Origin of the sequence: Arthrobacter sp. NtRootA1, from assembly GCF_019976975.1 — a bacterium.
GTDB classification, from domain to species: domain Bacteria; phylum Actinomycetota; class Actinomycetes; order Actinomycetales; family Micrococcaceae; genus Arthrobacter; species Arthrobacter aromaticivorans.
In genome coordinates this window covers 799,762-822,166 of record NZ_AP024630.1, presented here as the reverse complement: position 1 = coordinate 822,166, position 22,405 = coordinate 799,762, and the positions used below count along the sequence as shown (strand labels likewise).

Annotated in this window: 24 protein-coding genes and 1 tRNA gene; 12 read left to right on the top strand and 13 right to left on the bottom strand. The window is 62.2% G+C overall.

What is annotated here, in order from left to right; all coding sequences use genetic code 11:
* The first annotated feature begins 173 nt into the window (after window positions 1–173).
* Window positions 174–719: a hypothetical protein gene (locus LDN90_RS03985; RefSeq protein ID WP_223949232.1), complete on the top strand. Its 546-nt coding sequence runs from the start codon at window positions 174–176 to the stop codon at window positions 717–719.
* Between the two features lie 81 nt (window positions 720–800).
* Here LDN90_RS03985 and LDN90_RS03980 read toward each other — a convergent pair whose 3' ends face one another.
* Both LDN90_RS03980 and LDN90_RS03975 read right to left on the bottom strand, forming a co-directional pair.
* A complete protein-coding gene (locus tag LDN90_RS03980) occupies window positions 801–1,481 on the bottom strand; it encodes a response regulator transcription factor (protein WP_216921232.1) in 681 nt (226 codons plus the stop codon).
* Window positions 1,482–1,540: 59 nt separating this feature from the next.
* On the bottom strand, window positions 1,541–2,782 hold the full coding sequence (locus LDN90_RS03975; RefSeq protein ID WP_223949231.1) for an ATP-binding protein: 1,242 nt from the start codon (window positions 2,780–2,782) through the stop codon (window positions 1,541–1,543).
* A gap of 198 nt (window positions 2,783–2,980) precedes the next feature.
* Between LDN90_RS03975 and phoU the strand changes: the two genes are divergently transcribed.
* Window positions 2,981–3,634: a phosphate signaling complex protein PhoU gene (gene phoU / locus LDN90_RS03970; protein ID WP_223947998.1), complete on the top strand. Its 654-nt coding sequence runs from the start codon at window positions 2,981–2,983 to the stop codon at window positions 3,632–3,634.
* Window positions 3,635–3,779: 145 nt separating this feature from the next.
* Here the strand turns inward: phoU and LDN90_RS03965 are convergent, their stop codons facing one another.
* On the bottom strand, window positions 3,780–4,526 hold the full coding sequence (locus tag LDN90_RS03965; protein WP_223947997.1) for a phosphoglyceromutase: 747 nt from the start codon (window positions 4,524–4,526) through the stop codon (window positions 3,780–3,782).
* Between the two features lie 132 nt (window positions 4,527–4,658).
* On the opposite strand from LDN90_RS03965, the gene LDN90_RS03960 reads away from it, so the two are divergent.
* Complete coding sequence (locus LDN90_RS03960) at window positions 4,659–5,480, top strand: class I SAM-dependent methyltransferase (protein WP_223947996.1); 822 nt, start codon at window positions 4,659–4,661, stop codon at window positions 5,478–5,480.
* 22 nt (window positions 5,481–5,502) lie between these two features.
* Here LDN90_RS03960 and LDN90_RS03955 read toward each other — a convergent pair whose 3' ends face one another.
* Together LDN90_RS03955 and LDN90_RS03950 are read right to left on the bottom strand one after the other, a co-directional pair.
* Window positions 5,503–5,844, bottom strand: a complete 342-nt coding sequence (locus tag LDN90_RS03955) for a DUF2516 family protein (protein ID WP_216921243.1) — start codon at window positions 5,842–5,844, stop codon at window positions 5,503–5,505.
* A 10-nt stretch (window positions 5,845–5,854) separates the two neighbouring features.
* Window positions 5,855–7,039 (bottom strand): aminotransferase class I/II-fold pyridoxal phosphate-dependent enzyme, encoded by a 1,185-nt coding sequence (locus LDN90_RS03950; RefSeq protein WP_223947995.1) that lies wholly within the window; start codon window positions 7,037–7,039, stop codon window positions 5,855–5,857.
* Window positions 7,040–7,113: 74 nt separating this feature from the next.
* Here LDN90_RS03950 and tmk point away from each other — a divergent pair, with 74 nt between their 5' ends.
* Genes tmk through LDN90_RS03935 form a run of 3 tightly spaced genes read left to right on the top strand, consistent with a single transcriptional unit; the run spans window position 7,114 to window position 10,555 of the window.
* Window positions 7,114–7,788 carry a dTMP kinase gene (gene tmk / locus LDN90_RS03945; RefSeq protein WP_223947994.1) on the top strand — a complete coding sequence of 225 codons (675 nt, stop codon included), beginning with the start codon at window positions 7,114–7,116 and terminating at the stop codon, window positions 7,786–7,788.
* Window positions 7,785–8,936 (top strand): DNA polymerase III subunit delta', encoded by a 1,152-nt coding sequence (locus LDN90_RS03940; protein ID WP_223947993.1) that lies wholly within the window; start codon window positions 7,785–7,787, stop codon window positions 8,934–8,936. Before tmk ends, LDN90_RS03940 begins: the two co-directional genes overlap by 4 nt.
* A gap of 8 nt (window positions 8,937–8,944) precedes the next feature.
* Window positions 8,945–10,555: an alpha/beta hydrolase gene (locus LDN90_RS03935; protein WP_223947992.1), complete on the top strand. Its 1,611-nt coding sequence runs from the start codon at window positions 8,945–8,947 to the stop codon at window positions 10,553–10,555.
* Here the strand turns inward: LDN90_RS03935 and LDN90_RS03930 are convergent.
* On the bottom strand, window positions 10,552–11,298 hold the full coding sequence (locus LDN90_RS03930; RefSeq protein ID WP_223947991.1) for an HAD family hydrolase: 747 nt from the start codon (window positions 11,296–11,298) through the stop codon (window positions 10,552–10,554). The two genes, LDN90_RS03935 and LDN90_RS03930, sit on opposite strands and share 4 nt — an antisense overlap.
* A 216-nt stretch (window positions 11,299–11,514) precedes the next feature.
* Between LDN90_RS03930 and LDN90_RS03925 the strand changes: the two genes are divergently transcribed.
* Window positions 11,515–11,587 (top strand) — tRNA-Thr (locus LDN90_RS03925).
* A 93-nt stretch (window positions 11,588–11,680) separates the two neighbouring features.
* Here the strand turns inward: LDN90_RS03925 and LDN90_RS03920 are convergent.
* Window positions 11,681–12,286 (bottom strand): XRE family transcriptional regulator, encoded by a 606-nt coding sequence (locus LDN90_RS03920; RefSeq protein WP_223947990.1) that lies wholly within the window; start codon window positions 12,284–12,286, stop codon window positions 11,681–11,683.
* 93 nt (window positions 12,287–12,379) lie between these two features.
* On the opposite strand from LDN90_RS03920, the gene LDN90_RS03915 reads away from it, so the two are divergent.
* Both LDN90_RS03915 and LDN90_RS03910 read left to right on the top strand, forming a co-directional pair.
* Entirely contained in the window at window positions 12,380–13,309 is a 930-nt protein-coding gene (locus LDN90_RS03915; protein ID WP_223947989.1) for an NAD(P)/FAD-dependent oxidoreductase, read from the top strand.
* A 46-nt stretch (window positions 13,310–13,355) separates the two neighbouring features.
* Entirely contained in the window at window positions 13,356–13,616 is a 261-nt protein-coding gene (locus tag LDN90_RS03910; protein ID WP_216921266.1) for a hypothetical protein, read from the top strand.
* A gap of 336 nt (window positions 13,617–13,952) precedes the next feature.
* Here the strand turns inward: LDN90_RS03910 and LDN90_RS03905 are convergent, their stop codons facing one another.
* The gene (locus tag LDN90_RS03905; RefSeq protein ID WP_223947988.1) at window positions 13,953–14,453 is read right to left on the bottom strand and encodes a hypothetical protein; all 501 of its coding nucleotides are present in this window, start codon (window positions 14,451–14,453) and stop codon (window positions 13,953–13,955) included.
* A gap of 1,240 nt (window positions 14,454–15,693) precedes the next feature.
* Between LDN90_RS03905 and LDN90_RS03900 the strand changes: the two genes are divergently transcribed.
* From LDN90_RS03900 to LDN90_RS03890, 3 genes are all read left to right on the top strand, one after another.
* Entirely contained in the window at window positions 15,694–16,065 is a 372-nt protein-coding gene (locus LDN90_RS03900; protein ID WP_223947987.1) for a hypothetical protein, read from the top strand.
* Between the two features lie 478 nt (window positions 16,066–16,543).
* Complete coding sequence (locus LDN90_RS24265) at window positions 16,544–17,071, top strand: hypothetical protein (protein ID WP_275963748.1); 528 nt, start codon at window positions 16,544–16,546, stop codon at window positions 17,069–17,071.
* Entirely contained in the window at window positions 17,068–17,328 is a 261-nt protein-coding gene (locus LDN90_RS03890) for a hypothetical protein (protein ID WP_223949384.1), read from the top strand. Before LDN90_RS24265 ends, LDN90_RS03890 begins: the two co-directional genes overlap by 4 nt.
* Window positions 17,329–17,677: 349 nt before the next feature.
* Here the strand turns inward: LDN90_RS03890 and LDN90_RS03885 are convergent, their stop codons facing one another.
* The 5 genes from LDN90_RS03885 to LDN90_RS03865 form a co-directional block, all read right to left on the bottom strand.
* Window positions 17,678–18,517, bottom strand: coding sequence for an aldo/keto reductase (locus LDN90_RS03885; RefSeq protein WP_216921305.1), 840 nt, complete (start codon window positions 18,515–18,517; stop codon window positions 17,678–17,680).
* Between the two features lie 120 nt (window positions 18,518–18,637).
* On the bottom strand, window positions 18,638–19,090 hold the full coding sequence (locus tag LDN90_RS03880; RefSeq protein ID WP_223949230.1) for a hypothetical protein: 453 nt from the start codon (window positions 19,088–19,090) through the stop codon (window positions 18,638–18,640).
* Between the two features lie 8 nt (window positions 19,091–19,098).
* Entirely contained in the window at window positions 19,099–19,740 is a 642-nt protein-coding gene (locus tag LDN90_RS03875) for a bacterial proteasome activator family protein (RefSeq protein WP_216921311.1), read from the bottom strand.
* A 79-nt stretch (window positions 19,741–19,819) separates the two neighbouring features.
* On the bottom strand, window positions 19,820–20,011 hold the full coding sequence (locus tag LDN90_RS03870) for a YbdD/YjiX family protein (RefSeq protein ID WP_216921314.1): 192 nt from the start codon (window positions 20,009–20,011) through the stop codon (window positions 19,820–19,822).
* A complete protein-coding gene (locus LDN90_RS03865) occupies window positions 20,011–22,290 on the bottom strand; it encodes a carbon starvation CstA family protein (RefSeq protein WP_216921317.1) in 2,280 nt (759 codons plus the stop codon). Before LDN90_RS03865 ends, LDN90_RS03870 begins: the two co-directional genes overlap by 1 nt.
* Between the last annotated feature and the right edge of the window lie 115 nt (window positions 22,291–22,405).

Sequence of the window (22,405 nt, the reverse complement as noted above, 5' to 3'; positions counted from 1 at the left end):
CCTTGACGTGGGCCAGGAAAGATGCTTCAGCGAGGCAAGTTGCGCGTCGGACCTTCCCCGTCGCGTACGCCATAAAGCCTTCTCGAATCCTTGTTTCGGCTGGTTTGCCGATAGGCTATGGCTGAAAAGTTTCCAATGACTCTTGAGGAGTAGGTGTCGTGCGCAATTCTGCGATGAACACTGTCCAGCGCGGCAAGCTGGCAATTGCGGCGGCTGCAATCGGCGTCGGTCTTCTGTCCGTTACCGGCTGCGGCTTCGTCAACGCCCAGCAGACTTCCCACCAGTATTCAGCATCGGACGGGGTCAGAGCAGATCTCGGCCAGCTGGAGCTGCGCAACATGCTGATAGTCGCTTCCGGCGAGAACCAGCCCGGCCGCGTGATCGGCGCGGTGTTCAACAAGTCCAACTCGGATGCAACCCTGACCATCAGTGGTGCAAACGGATCCCAGACTGAGATTCCCGTTAAGGCAAATTCAGAGACGTACCTGAACAAAGAGGCTGACGCTGCGGTCCTTAGCACCGCTGGCACCAAGCCCGGCGGACTGAGCCCGGTAACCATTCGCAGTGGTTCTGACTCCGCTACCCTCAACGTTCCCGTAGTTGACGGCACGCTCCCGGAGTACAAGGAGTACCTGCCCTCTTCGAGCGCCACGCCGACGTCCACGGCAACCTCGACTGCCACGCCGACGGCCACCGAATCCGCAGCAGCCGGCCACTAGCGGGCACGCTTCAAGTAAGACAACAAAGGAAGGGTTCCGCTGCGGCGGAACCCTTCCTTCGTCGTTGTGCTGATTGAAGCTTTACGGCTCGAACTTGTACCCCAGCCCACGCACAGTGACCAGGTACCTCGGAACGGACGGATCCGGCTCAATCTTGCTACGCAGGCGCTTTACGTGGACATCAAGCGTCTTGGTATCACCCACATAGTCCGAACCCCACACGCGGTCAATCAGCTGGCCCCGGGTGAGCACACGTCCGGAATTGCGCAGCAGCATTTCAAGGAGTTCAAATTCCTTCAACGGCAGTGATACCTGCTCGCCGTTCACGCTCACCACGTGGCGTTCGATATCCATCCGGACGGGTCCGGCCTGCACGGTGGAGGTGATCAGCTCCTCAGGCTCACCCTGCCTGCGGAGCACTGCGCGCACACGCGCCACGAGTTCGCGGGAGGAGTACGGCTTGGTGACGTAATCGTCGGCACCCAGCTCCAAGCCAACCACTTTGTCGATCTCCGAGTCCTTGGCGGTCAACATGATGACCGGCACGCTGGAACGCTGGCGCAGTTGACGGCACACTTCCGTCCCCGGTGTTCCTGGCAGCTGGAGGTCCAGCAGGACGAGGTCGGCACCGTTCCGGTCGAATTCCACCAAGGCGTCAGTGCCGTTATCCACTACCTCGACGTCGAAACCCTCTTTGCCCAAAAGGTAGGACAGGGGGTCGCTGAAGGACTCCTCGTCCTCCACTATCAAAATCCTGCTCAAGCGCTGGCTCCTTGCTCTTGGGCGCCGCCGGCGCCCACTTGTTTATTCGCGTGTTGCGGTTAATTCGCGTGATGCGGTTGCTGGGTGGTGTGCTGGCTTTCGACGGCGGCAACACCCGTCGCTGGTAGCTCCGCGGACCCGGCAGTGGAGGCAGCATGACTCGGGAGGCCGGCGTCGTCGTCCTGGCCTTCCATCTCAGGCAACCGGATGGTGAACGTTGAGCCTTGACCAGGCTGGGACCACACAGTGACCTCGCCACCATGGTTGGACACAACGTGCTTGACGATGCTGAGGCCCAGGCCAGTGCCACCGGTATGCCGGGAGCGTGCAGCGTCCACCCGGTAGAAACGTTCGAAGACCCGTTCCTGGTCCTCCGGGGTCAGACCCTCGCCCTGGTCCGTGACTGAGATAGCGACCACGCCCTCCCGGGTCCGGACTCCGACGCCTACCCGGGTGTTCTCCGGCGAGTAGCGGATGGCGTTGTCGATGAGGTTGCGCAGGGCGGTGACCAGCAGGTCCCTGTCACCGAACACCAGGGAGTCTGAATGGCCTCCCACAACAATCTGGATGTTCTTGCTCTCTGCCGGGAGCTGCGAGCGGTCCACTGCCTCACTAATCACCGTGTTGATGTCCACCGTGTGGCCTTGCTGGGCAACATTTGCGCCCTGAAGCCGGGAAAGCTCAATGATGTCCTGGACCAACGCTGCGAGGCGTCCGGATTCCTTATGCATGCGTTTGGCGAAGCGACGCACGGCTTCTTCGTCGTCAGGCGAGGCTTCCAATGCCTCGGCCAGGAGCGAAATAGCACCCACCGGCGTCTTGAGTTCATGGGAAACGTTGGCCACGAAGTCGTTGCGGATCTCCTCGGTGCGTGTGATCTCGGTTCGGTCATCGGCGAGCAGCAGGATGTACTCCCAGCCGAGCATTGCTGCCCGCACCTGGACCACGATGGTGCCCTTGCCGAGAGGCCCCCGGGGAAGTTCGTACTGTTCCTCCAGAATCACGCCATCGCGGCGAACCTTTGCGGTCATGTCCAGGAGCTGCTTGTGAACCACGGTGTGGCCCCGAACCAGACCGTAGGCGTACGCTGCCGGACTCGCGCGGACCACGCCATCGATCGCATCGACCACCACAAATGCGCGCCCGACGACGGCAAGCACCTCCGCTGCACCTTCCGGAAGCAGGGGTTCGGTAACATCCAGGTCCACGATCCTGCGCTGCCGTTCGCTGATCCTGAAAGCGAGCATGCCAAAGACGCCCAGCGACAGGCCAACCAAGCCTGCAACGACACCTATAAGCAACGGATCCACGTGTCCAGCTTATGCTCTGGAATCACGCCAAAGTGTTGATCCGATGCCAAACGGGGGCGGTTCAACTAACGTTCATCTAAAGGTGCGCAACCGTTCACTGGCTCCTGACACAGTTACTGGTTGGACTGCCAATTGTTTTTGAAATCCGCACCCAGCATGGGACAGGATTTCCAAGGAAAGGACGCCTTAGTGCGCAAGGTTTTTCAGGAGGAGCTCACCCAGGTCGGTGACGACCTCGTCGAGATTTCCAAACTGGTTCACGAAGCAATCACGAACGCCACTACGGCCTTCGAAGGCGCCGACGTCGATCTTGCCCAAGACGTCATCGCGGCAGACGCACGCATCGACTTCCTGCAGAACAGCCTCGACGAACGGGCCATCGACATCTTGGCTTTGCAAGGCCCCGTTGCCAGCGATCTGCGCATGATTGTTGGTTCGCTCCGTATGAGCGCATCGCTGGAGCGCATGGGTGACCTCGCCCGCCATGTGGCGCAGCTGGCGCGCCTCCGCTACCCCGCAACCGTCATTCCGACGTCCCTGACCCAGACCTTCAAGGCGATGGCGCAGCACGACATCGACATCACGGCCAAGGTCACCGAACTCCTCGAGACCCGCAACCTTGAGGTGGCGCGCGACATCCTCAAGATCAACATCGCCGTGGACGACCTCCACCTCAGCGTCTTCAAGGCGATCGCTTCCCCCGCCTGGAACGAGACTGCTTCCACCACGGTGGATGTGGCACTGGCCAGCCGCTACTTCGAGCGCTTCGCCGACCACGGCGTCTCCGTTGCCCGCAAGGTCACGTACCTCGTCACGGGCGAATGGCAGCCTGAGGGCTTCTAGCGGGTCCCCGCATAACCAACGACGGCGGCCGGTCACCTGAGAGGTGACCGGCCGCCGTCGTTAACACACTACGTAGCTGGTGCCGCGGGCGGGCTGCGTCTAAGGGAGGAACGACCGAGCAGCCGCCGCGGCAGTAGCGGAGAACTTACTTCTTACCCTGGTTCGCTACAGCCAGGATCGCATCTGCTGCGGCCTCGGGGTCCAGGTACGTGCCGCCCGGGTTGATCGGCTGGAAGTCTTCATCCAGTTCGTAGACCAGCGGGATGCCCGTGGGGATGTTCAGTCCTGCAATGGCGTCATCGCTGATGCCGTCAAGGTGCTTAACCAAGGCGCGCAGGGAGTTGCCGTGCGCGGTCACCAGGACGGTCTTGCCGGCCTTGAGGTCTTCCTTGATGTCCGATTCCCAGTACGGGAGGAGGCGGACAAGGACGTCCTTGAGGCATTCGGTGCGCGGAAGGGCGTCGCCGAGGTCCTTGTAGCGGACGTCGTGCGCCTGCGAGAATTCGCTGTCATCGGACAGGGGCGGCGGCGGGGTGTCGTAGCTGCGGCGCCATTCCATGAACTGCTCTTCGCCGAATTCGGCGAGGGTCTGGGCCTTGTCCTTGCCCTGCAGCGCACCGTAGTGGCGCTCGTTGAGGCGCCAGTCGCGCTTGACCGGGATCCAGCCGCGGTCGGCCTTGTCCAAGGCCATGTTGGCGGTGTTGATGGCGCGCTTCAGGAGCGAGGTGTACAGGATGTCCGGGAGGATGTTGTTCTCAACCAGGAGTTCCCCACCGCGCACTGCTTCCGCGCGGCCTTGGTCGTTCAGGTCTACGTCCACCCAACCGGTGAACAGGTTCTTGGCGTTCCAGTCGCTGTGGCCGTGGCGCAGCAGAATCAGCTTGTAAGTCATGGTTTTCATCCTAGCCGAGGGGTCCTGTGCCTTGCCGGGCGTTACGTTTCTCAACGCGGGGTCATTTACGGCCCATAAAGCGGCTCCGCATGGGCCGTAAGTGACCCCGGGTTGCAGGATAAAGTGGGGGCCGTGGTGCAAAAAGCGGAACGGGTCAGTACTTCCCGCAGTCGAAGTGGGAAACCTGTTGGCAACGTCACCCGCGGTACCACCAATCCGAACCGTATGCGTCGCTTGGATCGGTGGCTCGCCGGGCCGCAGGCGTGGCGGCTGCGCGCCGCCGTCGACCCTTTGGTTGTAGACCTGGGCTATGGCGCCTCGCCAGCCACCGCCGTCGAACTGTTTGAACGGCTCCAGGCCGTCCGTTCGGATGTGCGCGTCTGCGGGATCGAAATTGAGCCTGACCGGGTGCGTACGGCCAAGGCGCTGGAACGCCCCGGGCTCAGCTTCCACATAGGTGGTTTCGAAGTGCCCATTCCCGGAGACCCCATACTTGTGCGGGCCTTTAACGTTCTCCGCCAGTATGAGGAGGCGGACGTGGCCGGGATCTGGGGCCTGGTTCAGTCCCGCTTGGCTCCGGGCGGCCTGTTCATCGATGGCACCTGCGATGAGATCGGCCGGTGCGTCACGTGGGTGGCCTTGGACCGGGATCGACCCCTGAGCCTTAGTTTCTCGGTGCGGTTCGGCAGTTTTGAGCTGCCCTCGGAAGTGGCCGAGCGGCTGCCCAAGGCCCTTATCCACCGGAATGTGCCAGGCGAACCCATCCATGCATTCCTGCGGGCCATGGACAAGGCATGGCTGGAGGTCGCGCCTCTGGCATCGTTCGGCAACCGGCAGCGCTGGACGGGAATGTGCCGCTTACTGCGCGACGCCGGGTGGCCGCTTCAGGATGGTCCCTCCCGGTGGCGCCTGGGTGAAGTTACGGTGGCGTGGGACGCGGTTGCGCCGAAGTAGCGTTCTTTACCCACGCATTTTTCTACCAGGGTCCGTAGGGACCGACGTTGCGGTTGCCGCCGCTGCCTGCTTCGCGGACTGCTGGACGGACGTCCGCAAGGTATACGCAGGACGCGGTCACTGCAGCAATGCCGAACAGGCCCAGACCGCTACCACCGCTCAAGAGGGTCAATGCGCCGATGGCAAAAGCGACGCCGGTGAGGGCCAACCAGAACGTCTTGGTGCGCTTGGAGGCAGCAACAAACAGCGTCGGCCGGTGGCGCAGGCAATCCACAAAAGCCCACAGTTCAAGAACAACGGCCACCAAGCCAAGGATGAAGTAGACCGCGTTGGTGACAATCGCGATCAAGAATTTTCCGTCCACGCCCCTTAGCCTAACCGTCCAGCGACTTCAGTGCTTGCTCGAGATCGGACCAGAGGTCTTCCACATTCTCGATCCCCACGCTCAAACGAACCAGGTTCTCCGGGACACTGACCGGTTCAGCCGTGTGCCGGCGTCGACGTTCGATCAGCGACTCAACCCCACCCAAAGATGTTGCCGGGAGCCAGAGCTGAAGCGCGCGGACCATTTCGTCGGCAGCCTCGGCGCCAGAGCGGGCTTCGTCTCCTGCGATCTGGATGCACAGGATGGATCCGAACCCCTTCATCTGGTCCTTGGCGCGCTCATGCCCCGGATCCGTGGGGAGGCCCGGATAACGGATGGACTCTACCCTCGGATGAGTGCTGAGGCGCTCGGCGAGCACTGCCGCGGACGCCTGCGAACGCTCGATCCGCAAGGCGAGGGTGCGCAGTCCGCGCAGCGCAAGCCATGCTTCGAACGGGCCGGCGATGCCGCCGTGGATGATGCGGTGGTGGAGGAGCGTGGCCCGCAGTTCCGCGTTGGAGGTCACCAAGGCGCCCAGGACGACGTCGGAATGGCCCGCCAGGTATTTGGTCACGGAGTGAAGCACGACGTCGGAGCCCAGGCTAAGCGGCTGCTGCACCAACGGCGTGGAGAAAGTATTGTCTGTGACCACGGTCGCGCCCACAGCGTGGGCGGCGTCGGTAAGCGCCCGGACATCGGCAATGCCAAGCATGGGGTTGGTGGGGCTTTCCAGCCAGAGCATGTCCGCGGCTTTGCCATCTTCCGGACTGATCACGGCCTTCACGGCCTCCGTGTCCGTAATGTCCACGATTCGTAGGTCCAGGAAGCCCTTCTCAGCAAGTTCCGTCGCCATGACCAAAGAGCCCGAGTAGCTATGGGATGGCATGACAACAACGCCACCGGCAGGTACCAAAGAGAGGGCCGAGCTGGCGGCAGCGAGCCCGGATGCGTACAGCAAGCCGGGCAGCGTAGCGCCTTCCAGCTTGCCCAGGGCGTCCTCGAACGGGTCCCAGGTGGGGTTGGCGTAGCGACCATAGCCGCGATCGCCGTCGCCAAGAGAACCAGTTCCAAAATATGTGGAGGACAGGACGATGGGCGGATTCACCGGCTCATCATGTTTACGCTCGGGGCGGCCCGCAGCCACCACAACGGTTTCCGGGGACAAATCGGCAGCACGCTGATCGGAAAGGCTCATGGTTTCAGGGTAGTCGTGGGCGAGCCTGTGGATGAAAGCGGTTACGGTTTGCGCCTGATCGGTAGGCTAGACAGGTGAGTATTCAGAGCCCCGGTCTTTTCATCGCGTTCGAAGGTGGCGATGGAGCCGGCAAGTCCACCCAGGCTGCCCGGCTCTGCGACGCCCTCGAATCGAGGGGCCTGTCCGTGGTGCGCACCCGCGAACCCGGCGGGACGCCCATTGGAGAAAAGCTGCGCTCCCTTGTCCTGGACCATGGCCACGGCACCATCGACGCCCGCACAGAGGCGCTGATGTTCGCGGCGGCCCGGGCAGCGCACGCCAGCCAAGTGATCCGCCCGGCGCTTGCAGCCGGTCGTGTGGTCATCACGGACCGCTACATTGACTCGTCCGTTGCCTATCAAGGTGCTGGCCGCGGGCTTGGGGCAGAGGGGGTTTTGTCCCTCAACGAATGGGCCACGGAAGGCCTGCATCCGGACCTGACTGTACTGCTCGACGTCGAGCCCTCCGACGGCCGCGAACGTCGCACCGCCGGCGCGGCTGCGGAGGACCGTTTGGAATCGGAACCGGACGCGTTCCATTCCACAATCCGCCATGCCTTCCTTGACCTCGCTGCAGCGGCTCCCACAAGTTATTTGGTGCTCCCAGCCAAAGCCGAAATTGGGACGCTGGCCGCGCAGATCCTCGAACGCGTGGAATCCCTGCTGGTTGAGCGTGGGCTGGGCGAGCGTGTTTCCGGGAACCACCTATGAATGTTTGGGACGACCTCCAAGGCCAGTCGCCGGTCGTTGCCCAGCTCAAGCAGGCAGCGCAGGGCGAAACCGGCCTCACTCATGCCTGGCTCTTCACCGGCCCTCCGGGATCGGGCCGTTCCAACGCTGCCAAGGCTTTCGCTGCCGCGCTGAACTGCGAGCAGGACGACGTCACTTTGCGTGGCTGCGGGGAGTGCGCCGCGTGCCACACGATCCTCGGCGAGACCCATTCGGATGTGACATTCGTACGGACCGAAAAAGTCACCATCACCATTGACGAAGCCCGCGAACTTGTCTCAAAGGCTGGCGACCGTCCCGCCACTGGCCGTTGGCGGATCATCATCGTTGAGGACGCGGACCGCATGGCGGAACGAACCACCAACGTCCTGTTGAAGGCGATCGAGGAACCGACTCCGCGTACTATCTGGATGCTGTGCGCCCCATCGCCGGCAGACGTACTGGTTACCATCCGATCGCGCTGCCGTCCCGTAAGCCTTCGGCTTCCCCCAGCCTCCGACGTCGCCGCACTGCTGGTAAGGCGTGACGGCATTGATCCCGAACTCGCGGACCGGGCTGCCCGTGCCGCGCAAAGCCACATCGGAATTGCCCGCCGCCTCGCCCGGGACGCGGACGCCCGCGAACGCCGTCTCGAAACGGTTCGCATCCCCTTGGGACTCCGTGGGGTTACGGCAGCGGTGATGATGGCCGAGAAGCTCGTCAAGATTGCCACCGATGAAGCCAACAGCTCCAATGATGAACGCGACGCGGCCGAGAAAATTGCGCTCCTGGCAAGCCTTGGCGCACCAGAGTCGGGCACCCTGCCACCGTCCATGCGGAGCCAGGTGAGGCAGCTTGAGGACGACCAAAAACGCCGTGCCAAGCGCTCCATCACGGACTCGCTGGACCGCACGCTGACCGATCTGTTGTCCTTCTACCGGGATGTCCTGATCATCCAATTGGGGAACGCCGTGGAGCTGGTCAACGTTGAGCTCAAGAGCGATCTTGAAGAATACGCCGCCCGCTCCACCCCGGAAGCGACCCTCGCCCGGATGGACGCGATCAACAAGGCCCGTGTCCGTATTACCACCACCAACGTGGCGCCGCTGTTGGCGGTCGAGTCCATGGCGACCAGCCTCATCCAGCAATAGGAGAATCCATGAAGTCCGCACCTCGCCGGCCCGCCGGTACCCCTATAAGGGACCGGTCTGTCCAGCCTGCTGCGGGCAGGAGTGCCAGGCGGCGCGGGTTCGCGGCCCTCTGCTTGGCCCTTGCCTCCCTGCTGGTGCTCAGTGCCTGCTCGTTGCCCTTCCTGCCGACACCTACGGCGAAGCCAAGCACCAGCACTGTTGACCCGTCCATTGCGGCCTCGGCGCCTAAAGGCCTCGAAAAGTACTACTCACAGGCCGTGAAATGGACCTCGTGCGAGGACGGGTTCCAGTGTGCTGAGGTCAAGGTTCCCCTGGACTATGGCAAACCGGACTCCGCCGACATCACGCTGTCCGCCATCAAATTGCCCAGCACGGGCACCAAGAAGGGTTCCATCCTGGTCAATCCGGGAGGTCCGGGCGGCTCCGGCGTCGATTTCGTCAAGGATGCGGGAAACACGCACTTCACCGAGAAGCTCCGCGCCAACTACGACATGGTGGGCTTCGACCCCCGCGGCGTCAAGCGGTCCGCTCCGGTCACCTGCCTGTCTGATGCAGAACGCGACGCCGCTCGCGAGAAAGTATTCCGGAAGGACACGGACCAAGGCCTGGCTGCCGCCTTGGCCTTCAACAAGTCCCTCGCTGAGAAGTGCGTCGAGAAGACCGGACCCGTGCTGGAGCACATTGATACCGTCAGTGCTGCCAAAGACCTGGACGTCCTGCGCGCGGTCGTCAACGATGCCAAGCTCAATTACCTGGGCTATTCCTACGGTACTTTCCTGGGTTCCACCTACGCCTCGCTGTTCCCTGAGAACGTCGGGCACCTAGTCCTGGACGGTGCCGTGGACCCGTCCATCAGCAACGAGGAACTGACTGCGGGGCAGGCTAAAGCGTTTGAAAAGGCCCTTCGCACGTACGTCGACGACTGCCTTCGTCAAAAGGGGTGCCCCCTGAGTGGCTCCGTTGACAACGGAGTCCAGGAAATCAGGGATCTCATCAACGCAGTGGACCAGAACCCCCAAACAGCCAAGGACGGGAGGCTGGTGACCGGGACCGAGTTTGTCAACGGGCTCTTCCTCCCGCTCTATGACAACCAAAGCTGGCCGGCATTGACCCAGGCCCTGGACAGTGCATTCTCCGGTGACGTGTCCCAGATGATGCGCATCGCCGATCTCGGGGCGGACCGCGAAGCCAACGGTACGTACAGTTCAAACTCGGCGTTCGCGTTCCAGGCCATCAACTGCCTCGACTACCCAATGGTCAGCGATACCGCCGGAATGAGGGCTGAGGAAGTTCGCCTCAAGCAAGAATCTCCAACATTCGGCGCATTCTTCGCCTACGGCGGGGTGACCTGCAAGGACTGGCCGTACAAGAACACCCGCACGCCGGCCCCTGTGGACTACACCGGCTCCGCCCCCATCGTCGTCATCGGTACCACCGGCGACCCGGCCACCCCCCTGGAGTGGGCACAGTCGCTGCGCAAACAGCTGGAAAATGCGGCCCTGGTCACCTGGGAAGGTGAGGGGCACACAGCCTATGGCCGCTCGAACTCATGCGTCAGCACCGCCGTCGACGATTACTTTGTGGACGGCAAGCTGCCGCAGGACGGACTGCAGTGCTAAGTCTCCCGTGACGTGACAGGCCTGGATTCGTGTTTCTCCAGCAGGAGCGGGAGTTGCTTGATGGAATCCACGACGACGGTAGCACCCGCTGCGCGCAGCGTCGCCTCGGAGTGGGAGCCTGTGAGGACGCCGGCAATCAGGGATGCACCCGAGCGGACGCCTGAGAGCATGTCTGAGCTGGTATCTCCAATCACGGCCACCTCCCGCACGTCATCGAGGTCCAAGGCGAGCAACGCCGTCAGGATCATGTCCGGGTAGGGCCGGCCGCGGCCCGCATCTGCCGGACATAAACTAAGGTCCGCCAAACCCATCCACCCGAGTGACTCGAGCACCATGTTCTGCGTATGGCGGCCGAAGCCCGTGGCAAGGCACACCTGGATGCCGGACTCCCGCATCCAGATAATGGCATCCTCCGCGCCAGGGATAGCCCGGATACCAGAGTCCTCGATCAACTCGTCATAAGCCCTCTCGAAGACCTTGTTTGCGCTCTCTGCCACCGCGGCGTCGCCGAAGAGGTCCCCAAAGACCGCCATTTTCGAGAAGCCCATGGTGTCACGCGCATAACCGAGCATGCTCTCGAAGCGCCTGCTGCCCGGTTTCACGCCGTGCTCCACCAACGCGCGGGACAGAGCCCGCTCCGTGCGGCCATCGTCGGTAATCGTGGTACCCACCATGTCCACCACGGCCAGCCGTAGCCGGTGGGGAGTGTTGTTCGTATCCGTGGTTATTGCGTCCTCGGTCATTGCGCGGCTCCTTCGGCTGGTTTTCGTGGCTCGATGTAACCGCCACCGTTGATTTCCCAGCTTCCGGCCGCCCGGAAAAGGCCGCCTGAACCCGGCCCGACATGCAGGTGAACATCCCCGCAACGGCCACCACCGCCCTCGTTTTGACCCGGGCGCGGTGCCTCTATTACAGTTATGTCTTGCGTGATCGCCCGGGAAACCGGCGATGAACGCGGTGCTTCCTTAGCTCAGTCGGTAGAGCGTTTCACTCGTAATGAAAAGGTCATCAGTTCGATTCTGATAGGAAGCTCGGTAGAGAACCCCTGGAAATCAAGGATTTCCAGGGGTTCTCAGTTTTTCTGACTGAAGCGATTACGTGTGCCTGCGTCCGAATTCCGGGCCTCTACTGTTTGCGGCTTTTCGCCCGAATGTTTGACTTGGCGCGGACGTGCATCCGTTCGCCCTGTCCGCCGAAGACGCTGAGGACTTCTGCGGGCTGGTCTCCTGTGCTGCCGAACCAATGAGGGACGTGCGTGTCGAACTCCGCCACTTCCCCGGGTTCGAGGATCAAGTCGTGGTCGCCGAGAACCAGGCGCATGCGTCCTGAGAGGACATAAAGCCATTCGTATCCTTCATGCGTCTTGGGTTCGGGGTGGATCTTCGTGGTGGGGATGACGATCTTCGCGGCCTGCATGCCACCGGGCTGGCGCGTAAGCGGAATGACGGTCCGCCCGTTCGAGCCGGCGGCTTTGAGGCGGACACGGGGGTCTCCGACGTCGGGGGCGCCGACAAGGTCATCCAGTGGCACGCGGTACGCCTGAGCGAGGGGCAGCAGCAGTTCCAGGCTGGGGCGCCGCTGCCCTGTCTCCAGCCGCGACAAAGTACTCTTCGAAATTCCGGTAGCGGCAGCGAGAGCTGTCAACGTAACGCCGCGCTGGGTGCGCAGTCGTTTCAGCCGTGGTCCAACCTGCTCAAGGGCGGCCGCGATCGCTGGTACTGAGTCGGTCACAGGGCTATCCAACGCTTAATTCCCAGAAACACCTAATTCCCGGAAACAGCAACGTTTGTTGTCGCAGCGCAGGATGCCGGACAGCCTTGAGCCATGACTGAATTTGACGTAGTGATAGTGGGCGGCGGAGCGGCCGGACTCTCGGCGGCCCTGGTGTTGTCACGGGCCCGCCGGAAAGTCCTCGTAGTGGACTCCGGCGCCCCCCGGAACGCGCCGGCCCCGCACATGCACGGCTTCCTGTCCCGTGATGGTATGCCGCCGGCCGGGCTGCTCGAAGTGGGCAGGGACGAAATGAAAGGTTACGGGGGCGAGATCCGTGCCGGTGACGTGACCGAGCTGGTGCTGTCGGGCGGATCGGGGTTCTGGGTTCTGCTCTCGGACGGCCAGCGGGTTTCGGCGCGCCGCCTGCTGATCGCCACCGGCCTGCGTGACGAACTGCCGGACATTCCCGGTCTTGCGGCCCGATGGGCCCGGGACGTCCTGCATTGCCCGTACTGCCACGGCTTCGAGGTCCGCGACCGACAGCTTGGCGTGCTCGGCGGTTCTGCTGAATCCGTTCGGTATGTGCAGACTGTGCGGCAGTGGACGACGGACGTCGTGTTCTTCACCCCGCCCGGATCCCTAACACCGCTGCAGCGCTCCGAGCTCGTGGCCCGCGCGATCGGGATCGTCGAAGGCACCGTGAAGCGAGTCCTCGTCGAGAACGACCAGCTCAGCGGAGTGGAAATGGACGACGGACGGATTATCCGCCGGCAGGCCCTGTTCGTCCCTCCCCGCTTCGTCCCTCACAACGACCTCCTAGCCAGGATCGGCTGCGAAATGGATGATTCCGGGTGGGTGGTCCGCGACGGCACAGGGCTCACCACCATTCCCGGGGTATGGGTTGCAGGTAATGTAGCGAACCCCCGCGCCCAAGTCATAACCGCAGCAGGCGAAGGATCCACTTCAGCAATAGCCATCAACGCCGACCTGATAGAAGAGGACACCCGAAATGCTGTCCGCGCCTTCAGCCTGGGCTACTGATCCAAACCCCATCACCAGATGCCCAATGAATACCAAAGGAGCCTTCATGTCCGATCAAGCAACAACCCAGCGCCCCACCCAGACCCCGCCGCCAACCCAACATCAGCTCGCCCTCATGATCTGGCTGGCGGTGTTTCCCACGCTGACCGTCATCAACCTCGTAGTCGGCGACTGGCTAGTAACCCTGCATCCCGTGCTGCGCACCTTCCTTCTGGCTACCGTTGCCGTGCCGATCGTGATCTATGGGCTGATGCCGCACCTTCACCGGCTTCGCGCCATCCTGCTGGCCCGTCTGGTCCGCAACTGAACCCCGGGGCCATCACTGCGCACTGTCATGGGACAGTGCGCAGTCAGGCGCTTCGCGGCCTGTGTGGGTGTGGTGCGGGGCTACACGACGCTCGCGATGATCAGCTTCGACGGATCCCGCCAGATCGCGATGGCGGTGGCCTGCGCTCCCGACCCGACCCGGTTGGCTTCGATGACCCGCAATACATTGCCATGTCTCAGGCAGCCATGAACACGCTCGACACGACCTGTTAGGGACACGAGTTCCGAGACGGCCTTTGCTCCGCCTGAAGTTGGATCGTTCGCCTCCCCAGCGCATCTTTTGAGTATCGGCCTCTGTTCGAGGTTCTCGTCTCGGTTAGTTGACTGGAAGCCCAAAGTGGTTAACGAAGTTTGCCGTTTTCCTGGACTTGAATGGTCCCTCGCATATCCCCGTTATTGCAGAGCAAACTGAGATGCCTGGGCCAACGAGGGTCAATTCTTCAGGTCCAGCCCAACCGTAACGTTGCTGGAAATCGCGTCCGATCTTGACAGTTGCGCCGGTCGCCGTCTCGACGATCAGGTCATAAGCCGGTGCGTACCAGAACCGGCCACCCGGGCTGAGGCCGCTACCGAATGCCGTCCGGTCTCCATAGGACGCGTGGACCGATGACAAGACCGTTCCGTCGGCGCTCTGGAAATTGATTCGATCTTCCCTCACTACCGCCCACGTGCCACCGCTGACGTCGGCAACATCAAGGTTGCTGGCTTGCGGAGCTCCACCTTCGGCCCACCGCCAAACCCACACATTCGCGATTCTGCCTCCTCCGGGCGAGGTTGCATAGTAGACCGCGGCATCGTCTATTGAACCGAAGATCACGCCATGTTCGGGGGGGAGAATTGATTCCCGTGCGGGCGAGGACTTTCCCTGTACTTGGCTGCACTACGACGATGTCCCCGCGGTGTCCGTCTATCGTTTCGACCCAAGAGACCAGGTCATGGCTAGGGTTTCCGACTATTTCTCGGAACTCACCCCACTGATAGCCCACACGAGTGCCGCTGGGTTCCAGCCATGGCTGCCGTCCTATAGCTCTGGCAGCATGCTCCCAGTCTTCCCAAACAATGCCCGACGTCTCAGCATCGACGTACACCACCCCAGTGGAGGTCGTTGTAAACGATGCCACACCAACTGTCGACTCCCATTTGTTTTCCCCCGAATACGGGATTCCCGCATCCGTGTAGAACATGGCATCGGGTCCCCAGTCTTGCCGCGCCCCAACAGCTGGTTCCGGGTCCGAGACCCGGGGCGCGGGAGAGACAGAACCCGGCAGCGATTCCTCCCCCACCGGCTCCTCATAGGTGCAGGCGTTCACCGAAAACAACAATCCCAGGCTGACAATGAGCGCCGCTACACGCTGACACCCTATGTCCCGCCAGTATTGGGACTCAGGATGGAAGCCACCCGCTGCATAGTGGGCAAAACAGTAGTGAGACGGGCGGGCGGCCTTTACAAGGGCTGTCCTGGAAGTCATCGATATCCCAAGCCGCTACTGGGGGCTGCCAGGCCCCGCAGCCGGATGGCCCCGCGGGCGGCACGGTATGCGATGCCGCCGGTTCAAGTCTCCTCCGGCACAGAACCCGTGGCAACGAAGAATCATGGGCGCAGGAATACCCCCTGTCTCGTAACCTCAGCCTGTCGTAGTCGAGGTGACGCGGCAGAATGCCTCGCCGTATACCCCGTCCCCGAATCTTCGAGGCGAAAGAACGGCCGGAGCCCCGACTGCGGCCGAGGCGCATACGCAGCGAAGAACACAGTGGCATCACTCGACAACGCGATGGTGCCACGGAAAGATCATTGGGCAGCGTGCCAGGCACGCCTAGCAAACTGGGGCCATCACAGAGCCTGCAGCATTGGGAGTTCAAGCACCAAGGTGCTCCGCGGTGCCTGAAACATCGGGCGAGCGCCCCCGGATTCTGGCGCGCGGGATGGATGTTGGTTCTCCGCGTCATCTTCTTTCGCGTCATCGTAGCGTTCTGCTTCCTCGGCGGCGGTACATTCGAAATCAAGGACCGGCTCATCCCGGTCGACGCCCTCGCAACCGGACTCTGACAGGATCGCCATGGAGAACAAGAAAATCTTCGCCCGGTCGGACGGATCGCCTTATGATCCGAACCCGGTCAACGTCCGCCAGTTCGAGGAGCAGTATGGGCCCGGAGGTGTCCCCGGAGGATACTCGATGGCGGCCGTCACGCCGCTCCAGGACCCGACAACCATCAGGGTGGCGGCCTGCTTCCTTACGCTCCTAAGCGGTGGGATGCTTGCCCTGGGCGTCTACTGCCTCACCCTTCCTGACGAAGTGGGGACGGGTATCTGGAGCATAATCCTTGGGCTCGCCTCCTCAGTCATGGTCTGGTGGGCTTTCGTTATCGCCAGCCGCCGACGGCGGTGGTTGCAGGCGCAGAAGGCCCGGCAGGCGTGGAGCGCCGAATAGTGAACGAGCTCATCGGGATTGGCGTGGGACTCGGATGCCTACTGGTGATCATGGCAGTGGTGTTCGGATTGAACACCGTCTGGCAACGCAGGCACCGCCGGACCAGGCCGCCGCGGCACCAAGGAGAGCCCCAGTCTCAGCGGGGCCGGGTTTACAAAAACCCGCCGCCCACCAACCATAACAAGGATCAGTCGAGCGGCTGGCCCTGATTGCGTGCTCCGCGAGAAGTGCAAAGTGCCTTCGCAGTTTTCTTCAGTCTGGTCCGGAATGAGAACTTGAATAGGCAATATTCTCATTCTCCAGACACTAGGAGAAAACCGAAGGACCCATCCTCTCAAAGGAAAACCATGCCCTCCCAGACCCAGCAACCCAGGGGCATGCCAGCCGGGGAGTTCGACGCCAACGTGCACGCCGAACTGGGCATCTCCCTGTCCGTTGACGGCGCCGCCTGGGCCGCGGGTCCTACGAGGCCGCCGTCGTGCCGGAGATCGCTGAGCTGGATCCCGTCATCGATTCGCGCACCCAGGCCATGGCCGAGGCGGCAACTCTGGAAATGGTGCGTTTCGATGCCGAGCTGGGACGGGACACCACACCCTTCGCGGCCATGCTTCTGAGCAGTGAGGCTGCATCCAGGTCCCAGATCGAGAACCTGACCGCTGGCGCACGCCAGATCGCCCCTGCTCAACTGGGCGACAGCTCCAGCAAGAACGCGTTCCTGATTGCCTCCAACGTCAAGGCTCTGCAGGCGGCGATCGACCTGCCCGAGAACCTGTCACTGGAGAACATCGCGGTGGTGCACCACGCTCTGCTCAACGCCTCGGACAACAGCATCGCAGGGGAATACCGCGACGCGCAGAACTGGATCCGCGGAACTCCCCGCACACCGCCGAGTTTGTGCCTCCCCACCAGGACAGGTGCTGCCGGCGATGGAGGATCTGGTGGGGTTCATGCGCCGCGACGACGTCCCGGCGCTGACCCAGGCCGCGATCGCTCACGCCCAGTTTGAAACCATCCACCCGTTCGCCGACGGCAACGGTCGCATCGGGCGGGCCAACGTCCGTCCGCAAAGTCCTGAATCTGCTGCGACGGGAACCCGCGGTCGCCGCGGAGATGATTGCAGAGCACACCGGCTCGTCCCTGGAGACGGCGGGCGTCCTGGCCTCCGCCGGCAAGATCCGCGGCACGTGCGTCTGGATGGCCCCTGACATCATCGCAGCGCTGGATGCCTTCGCGGACCGGGCCGGACGGCGCAAGCGGCACTGATGAGAACTCCCTCAAAGGGGTCTGCATCAGGGAACGAAGCCCATCCAGGCCGCGTGGCACCTCTTGGTCGCCGTAGCCATTGCAGCTCCTGCTTCTGCTGGTGCTTCTGCTGGTGCGGCGCGGCAGCGTGGGATCCAGAGCGTTTCACTCGTTATGAAAAGGTCGACGGTTCGATTCTGCCGGGAAGCTCGTAAGTGAACCCTGTAAATCACGGGTTTCCAGCGGTTCTTTGTTGCATCCCAGTGAAGTTGGCCTGTCGGGCGTTAAAGGCGAGTGCCCCACCCCAAGTAAAGGACATTTGGGTGTGGGGCACCTAAGTTAGGCTTCGGGACTAAGTCAGGCCACGCGACTAGGCGAAGTCGGAAACTGCCGGGTCCGGGCCGATGCGGCCTTCGGCACCGCGGTCCAAGCCACTGATGGCCTCGACGTCGGCGTCGTCCAGCTTCACGCCCAAGGCGGCGAAGTTCTCTTGGATACGGGATTCCGTAACCGACTTGGGGATCACCACGTTGCCGATGGCCAAGTGCCATGCGATGACAACCTGGGCCGGGGTGGCGCCATGCTTGGCTGCGATTTCGCCGACCGTGGCGTTCTCCAACAGCTCCCCACCTTGGCCCAGCGGCGACCAAGCCTGCGTCAGGATGCCCTTGGAGGCGTTGAACGCGCGCAGTTCCGCCTGGTTGAAGAACGGGTGCAGTTCCACCTGGTTGATAACCGGAACAACTCCGGTTTCATCGATGATGCGCTGCAGTCCCTCAACCGTGAAGTTGGAAACACCGATGGACTTGACCCGGCCACGCTTCTTGAGTTCGATCAGGGCCTTCCAGGTGTCCACGAACTTGTCCTGCTTGGGCTGCTGCCAGTGGATGAGGTAGAGATCCAGGGTCTCAAGGCCCAGGCGGTCCATGGATTCTTCGAACGCGGCAAGGGTGGACTCATAGCCTTGGTCGGCGTTCCAGAGCTTGGTGGTGATGAAGATTTCTTCGGCGGAAAGGCCAGAAGAAGCAATTGCGCGGCCCACCCCAGACTCGTTACCGTAAATCTTTGCGGTGTCGATGTGGCGGAAGCCCGCTTCGAACGCTTGGCGCACAACTTTTTCGGCTACATCGTCTTCAACTTGCCACACCCCGTAGCCGAGCTGGGGGATGGTGTTGCCGTCGTTGAAAGTAAGTGTTGGTGACGAAGTCATGTTTGCCATCCTGCCAGCAATGGGTTGCCTGAGGCACCAAATATTACAGAGATCAGCTATCCGCTTAACTATTTGCGATCTGAAAATATAGGCGTGCGCTAGTAGTTGCGTACGCCCCCTTTATTGGATCTCTGGAGCCTGCAGTTGGCGTTCGGCGTCGGCAACCTGCTCGAAGACCGACTCCGCACGGCGCCTAACGGACAATGCGCCCACAGGGACGGGTCCAACGGCCAGCCGAAGCATGGCAGCTGCTTCCGCCGTAGTGGCCAAGGAATTCCCAGCCTTGGACAGTGCGCGGTGGACACCGGCGAGAGAACCAGGAACGTCCAGACCATCGCTCGGCGCCCTCTTTTGGGCTTCCACGCAGATGGTTCTCACACGAGGAGACAACTCAGCCAGCTCATTCGCGATCTCCACGAGTTCCTCGTAGAGCTGGTCGTCGTCGACACCCTCAAGGACTTGGTGGTACCGGTCCAATCCGCGGTGAAAGCGATCGTGGGCGCGGCGCCACAGCCCCTTGCCCAGCTCAAGATCGTCTTTCCGCCCTTGCCGGACGGCCCCAAAGAAACCCACGGTCAAGCTCAGAGGTACTGGCCCGGGCCATGGTCCGGATCTTCGGGACGGCCCTGGGCCGCTGCTCCGGGCGCACCCGGTGCGGCGGCCCGCTGGGGTTGACCATTTTCGCCGATGACAATGCCGGGCGCAATGACAGTTCCTGGGGGAAGCTGACGGAGTTGCATCTGTGCCTTTGCGGCCTGCTGTGCCGCGACAGCAGCCTGAATGCCGTGGAAGAGTCCCTCCAACCAGCCGACGAGCTGGGCTTGGGCGATGCGAAGCTCTGCATCCGATGGCGCCTTCTCCTCTGGGAAGGGAAGACTGATGCGTTCCAGCTCTTCGATGAGCTCCGGCGCTAGTCCGTCCTCGAGTTCCTTGATGGAGCGCTCGTGAATCTCTGCGAGCCGGCCCCGGGCAGCATCGTCCAGCGGTGCACTCTTCACCTCTTCAAGGAGTTGGCGGATCATGGTGCCGATCCTCATTACCTTGGCTGGCTCGTCAACAAGTTCCTGGAGGTTCGTGCCCCGGGGTTTGGAATCCTTGACAGGTAGCGCATTGCCCGAATGCTCTTCTGTGGGCGTGCTGGTGCCCTCGTCCAAGGTGGTTCCCTCCACGGGGGTGTCGTCCGAAGCCTCATCCGTGGGCTGAATGTCGTTCAGATCGCTCATCCGTTCATACTCTCATGCGGTTCACGGGAACCTGGGTCCAGGCCCGGATTTTGGACTTCGTTCGTAGCGAAACTAACCGTCAGCAGCAGCGGCCTTGTGGGTTGTTGTCCTGCCGGTCCGTCCGGTCCCGCCAGAACTCGCGTTCTGTCATGGCGGGACCGGGGTGGCCTGTGGCGGTGAAGTGGTCCAGGTACTTCCGGTACGCGTCAGCGCCCATGAGTGAGCCCATGTAGGCGGCGAAGCCCCGGAAGCCCTTGACGACGGCGTGCATTAGTGGTGCCCGGCCTTTTGTGTGCGTTGCCCGGCCGGCAAGGCGTTCCATTCGGCGAGCAACTCCTTCTCTGCCGGGGTCGGGAACAGCCCGGCGGGGGCGAAGACCTTGGAAGCTACTGCTGGATCCTCGTGGTCCTTGCCTCCACCGGCACGGAAGGCCTTGATGGTAGCGATCACTGCCGTGAGGATCACGATGATGCTCAAGACCACGAAGATCACGGACAGCACGCCCTGGATCATAGTGTTACGCACTACCGCCTCCATGGCTTCCACCGTTTTGGCGGTGCCGAACGACGTCTTGCCATCGGCCAAGGCCTTGGAGAACGCCTGGTTGTTGGCAAAGTAGCCCACGGCGGGAACCGGCGAGAAGATCTTGTGGAAGCTTGCCGTAATGGTCACGACGGCGGCAAAAGCCAGCGGGACCGCGACGATCCACAGCCACTTGAACACCCCGCGCTTGGCAACAATAGCCATGCACACTGCCAGGGCAATGGCAGCCAGGAGCTGGTTCGCGATGCCGAACAACGGGAAGAACGTATTGATCCCACCCAGGGGATCCGTAACGCCCAACAAAAGCACCGCACCCCACGCTCCCACCATGACGGCCGTGCACAGCCAAGCGCCCGGGCGCCATGCGGGCTCCTTGAACTTGGGCACGAAGTTGCCGATGGAGTCCTGCAGCATGAACCGGGCTACGCGGGTTCCGGCGTCCACGGCCGTAAGGATGAACAGGGCTTCGAACATGATGGCGAAGTGGTACCAGAAGGCCATCATTGCCGGCCCGCCAATGAATTGCTGCATGATGTGGGCCAGGCCCACCGCCAAGGTGGGCGCTCCACCCGAGCGCGAGATGATGCTCTCCTCCCCCACGTCCTTGGCCGTCTGCGCCAAAACCTCAGGAGTGATGTTGACGTTGGCCAAGCCAAGGCTGTTCACCCAGTGCGCTGCGGATTCCACGGTGCCGCCCGTGAGTGCGAGGGGTGCGTTCATGGCGAAGTAGATACCGCGATCGATCGAGATGGCAGCCACCAGCGCCATGATGGCCACAAAGGATTCCATCAGCATCCCGCCGTAGCCAATGAAGCGGGTCTGGCGTTCCTTCTCGATCAATTTGGGCGTGGTACCCGAAGAGATGAGTGCATGGAAACCGGACAACGCTCCACAGGCGATGGTGACGAACAGGAACGGGAAGAGAGCCCCGGAGAAGACCGGGCCGTTCTCACGTCCCGCGAACTCACTGAACGCCGGGACACTGATTTCCGGGCGGACCACGATGATCGCGACGGCAAGCATCACGATCACACCGATCTTCATGAACGTGGACAAGTAGTCCCGCGGCGCCAGGAGCAACCACACAGGCAGGATCGCCGCGATGAAACCGTAAATGATCAGGCCCCACGCGATCGTGACCTTGTCCAGGTGGAAGAACGCTGCGCCCCATTCGGTACCGGCCACGGCACCGCCACCAATGATCGCTGCCATCAACAGCACGAAGCCGATGATGGACACTTCCATGACCTTGCCCGGACGGAGATAACGCAGGTAGACACCCATGAACAGTGCGATGGGAATCGTCATGCCCACCGAGAACACACCCCACGGGCTTTCACCCAGGGCGTTGACCACTACGAGGGCAAGAATGGCCACGATGATGATCATGATGAGCAGCGTTGCCACCAGCGCCGCCGTGCCACCGATGACACCGAGTTCCTCACGGGCCATCTGGCCCAGCGAACGGCCACCACGGCGCATGGAAAAGAACATGACCAGGTAATCCTGCACCGCGCCGGCAAGAACGACGCCGATGATGATCCAGATAGTGCCGGGCAGATAGCCCATCTGGGCCGCAATGATCGGGCCCACCAAGGGTCCAGCACCCGCAATAGCCGCGAAGTGGTGGCCGAACAGGACGTTACGGTCAGTGCGAACGTAGTCCTTGCCGTCAGCCTTGTACTCCGCCGGAGTCGCTCGCCGGTCATCAGGCTTCAACAAGTACCGCTCAATGACCTTGGAATAGAAACGGTAACCAATCAGGTAGGTACACACCGCAGCGAATACAAACCAGATGGCGTTCACCGTCTCCCCGCGGACCAAAGCCAGCATGAACCACGCCACGGCCCCCAGCAGGGAAACCGCCACCCAGATTCCAATCCTCGCCGGAGTCCACCTGCGCTCCTCGGCATCCAGAACAGCTTCATCAACGGCAGTCGGGGGCAGCGCAGGATCCAGCCCTGTCGCAACTTCTGTTTGGTCAGGTTCTGTATGGTCAGGGGTCATGCCCGTGTCTCCTCCTTGAGAACTGCTGCGGTTGTGGCCGCGGGTGCGCTGAACAGTCAGGGCACGGTAACAATGAGGACAGACAGAAGATGGGGGTGACACAGGAACCCCGGTG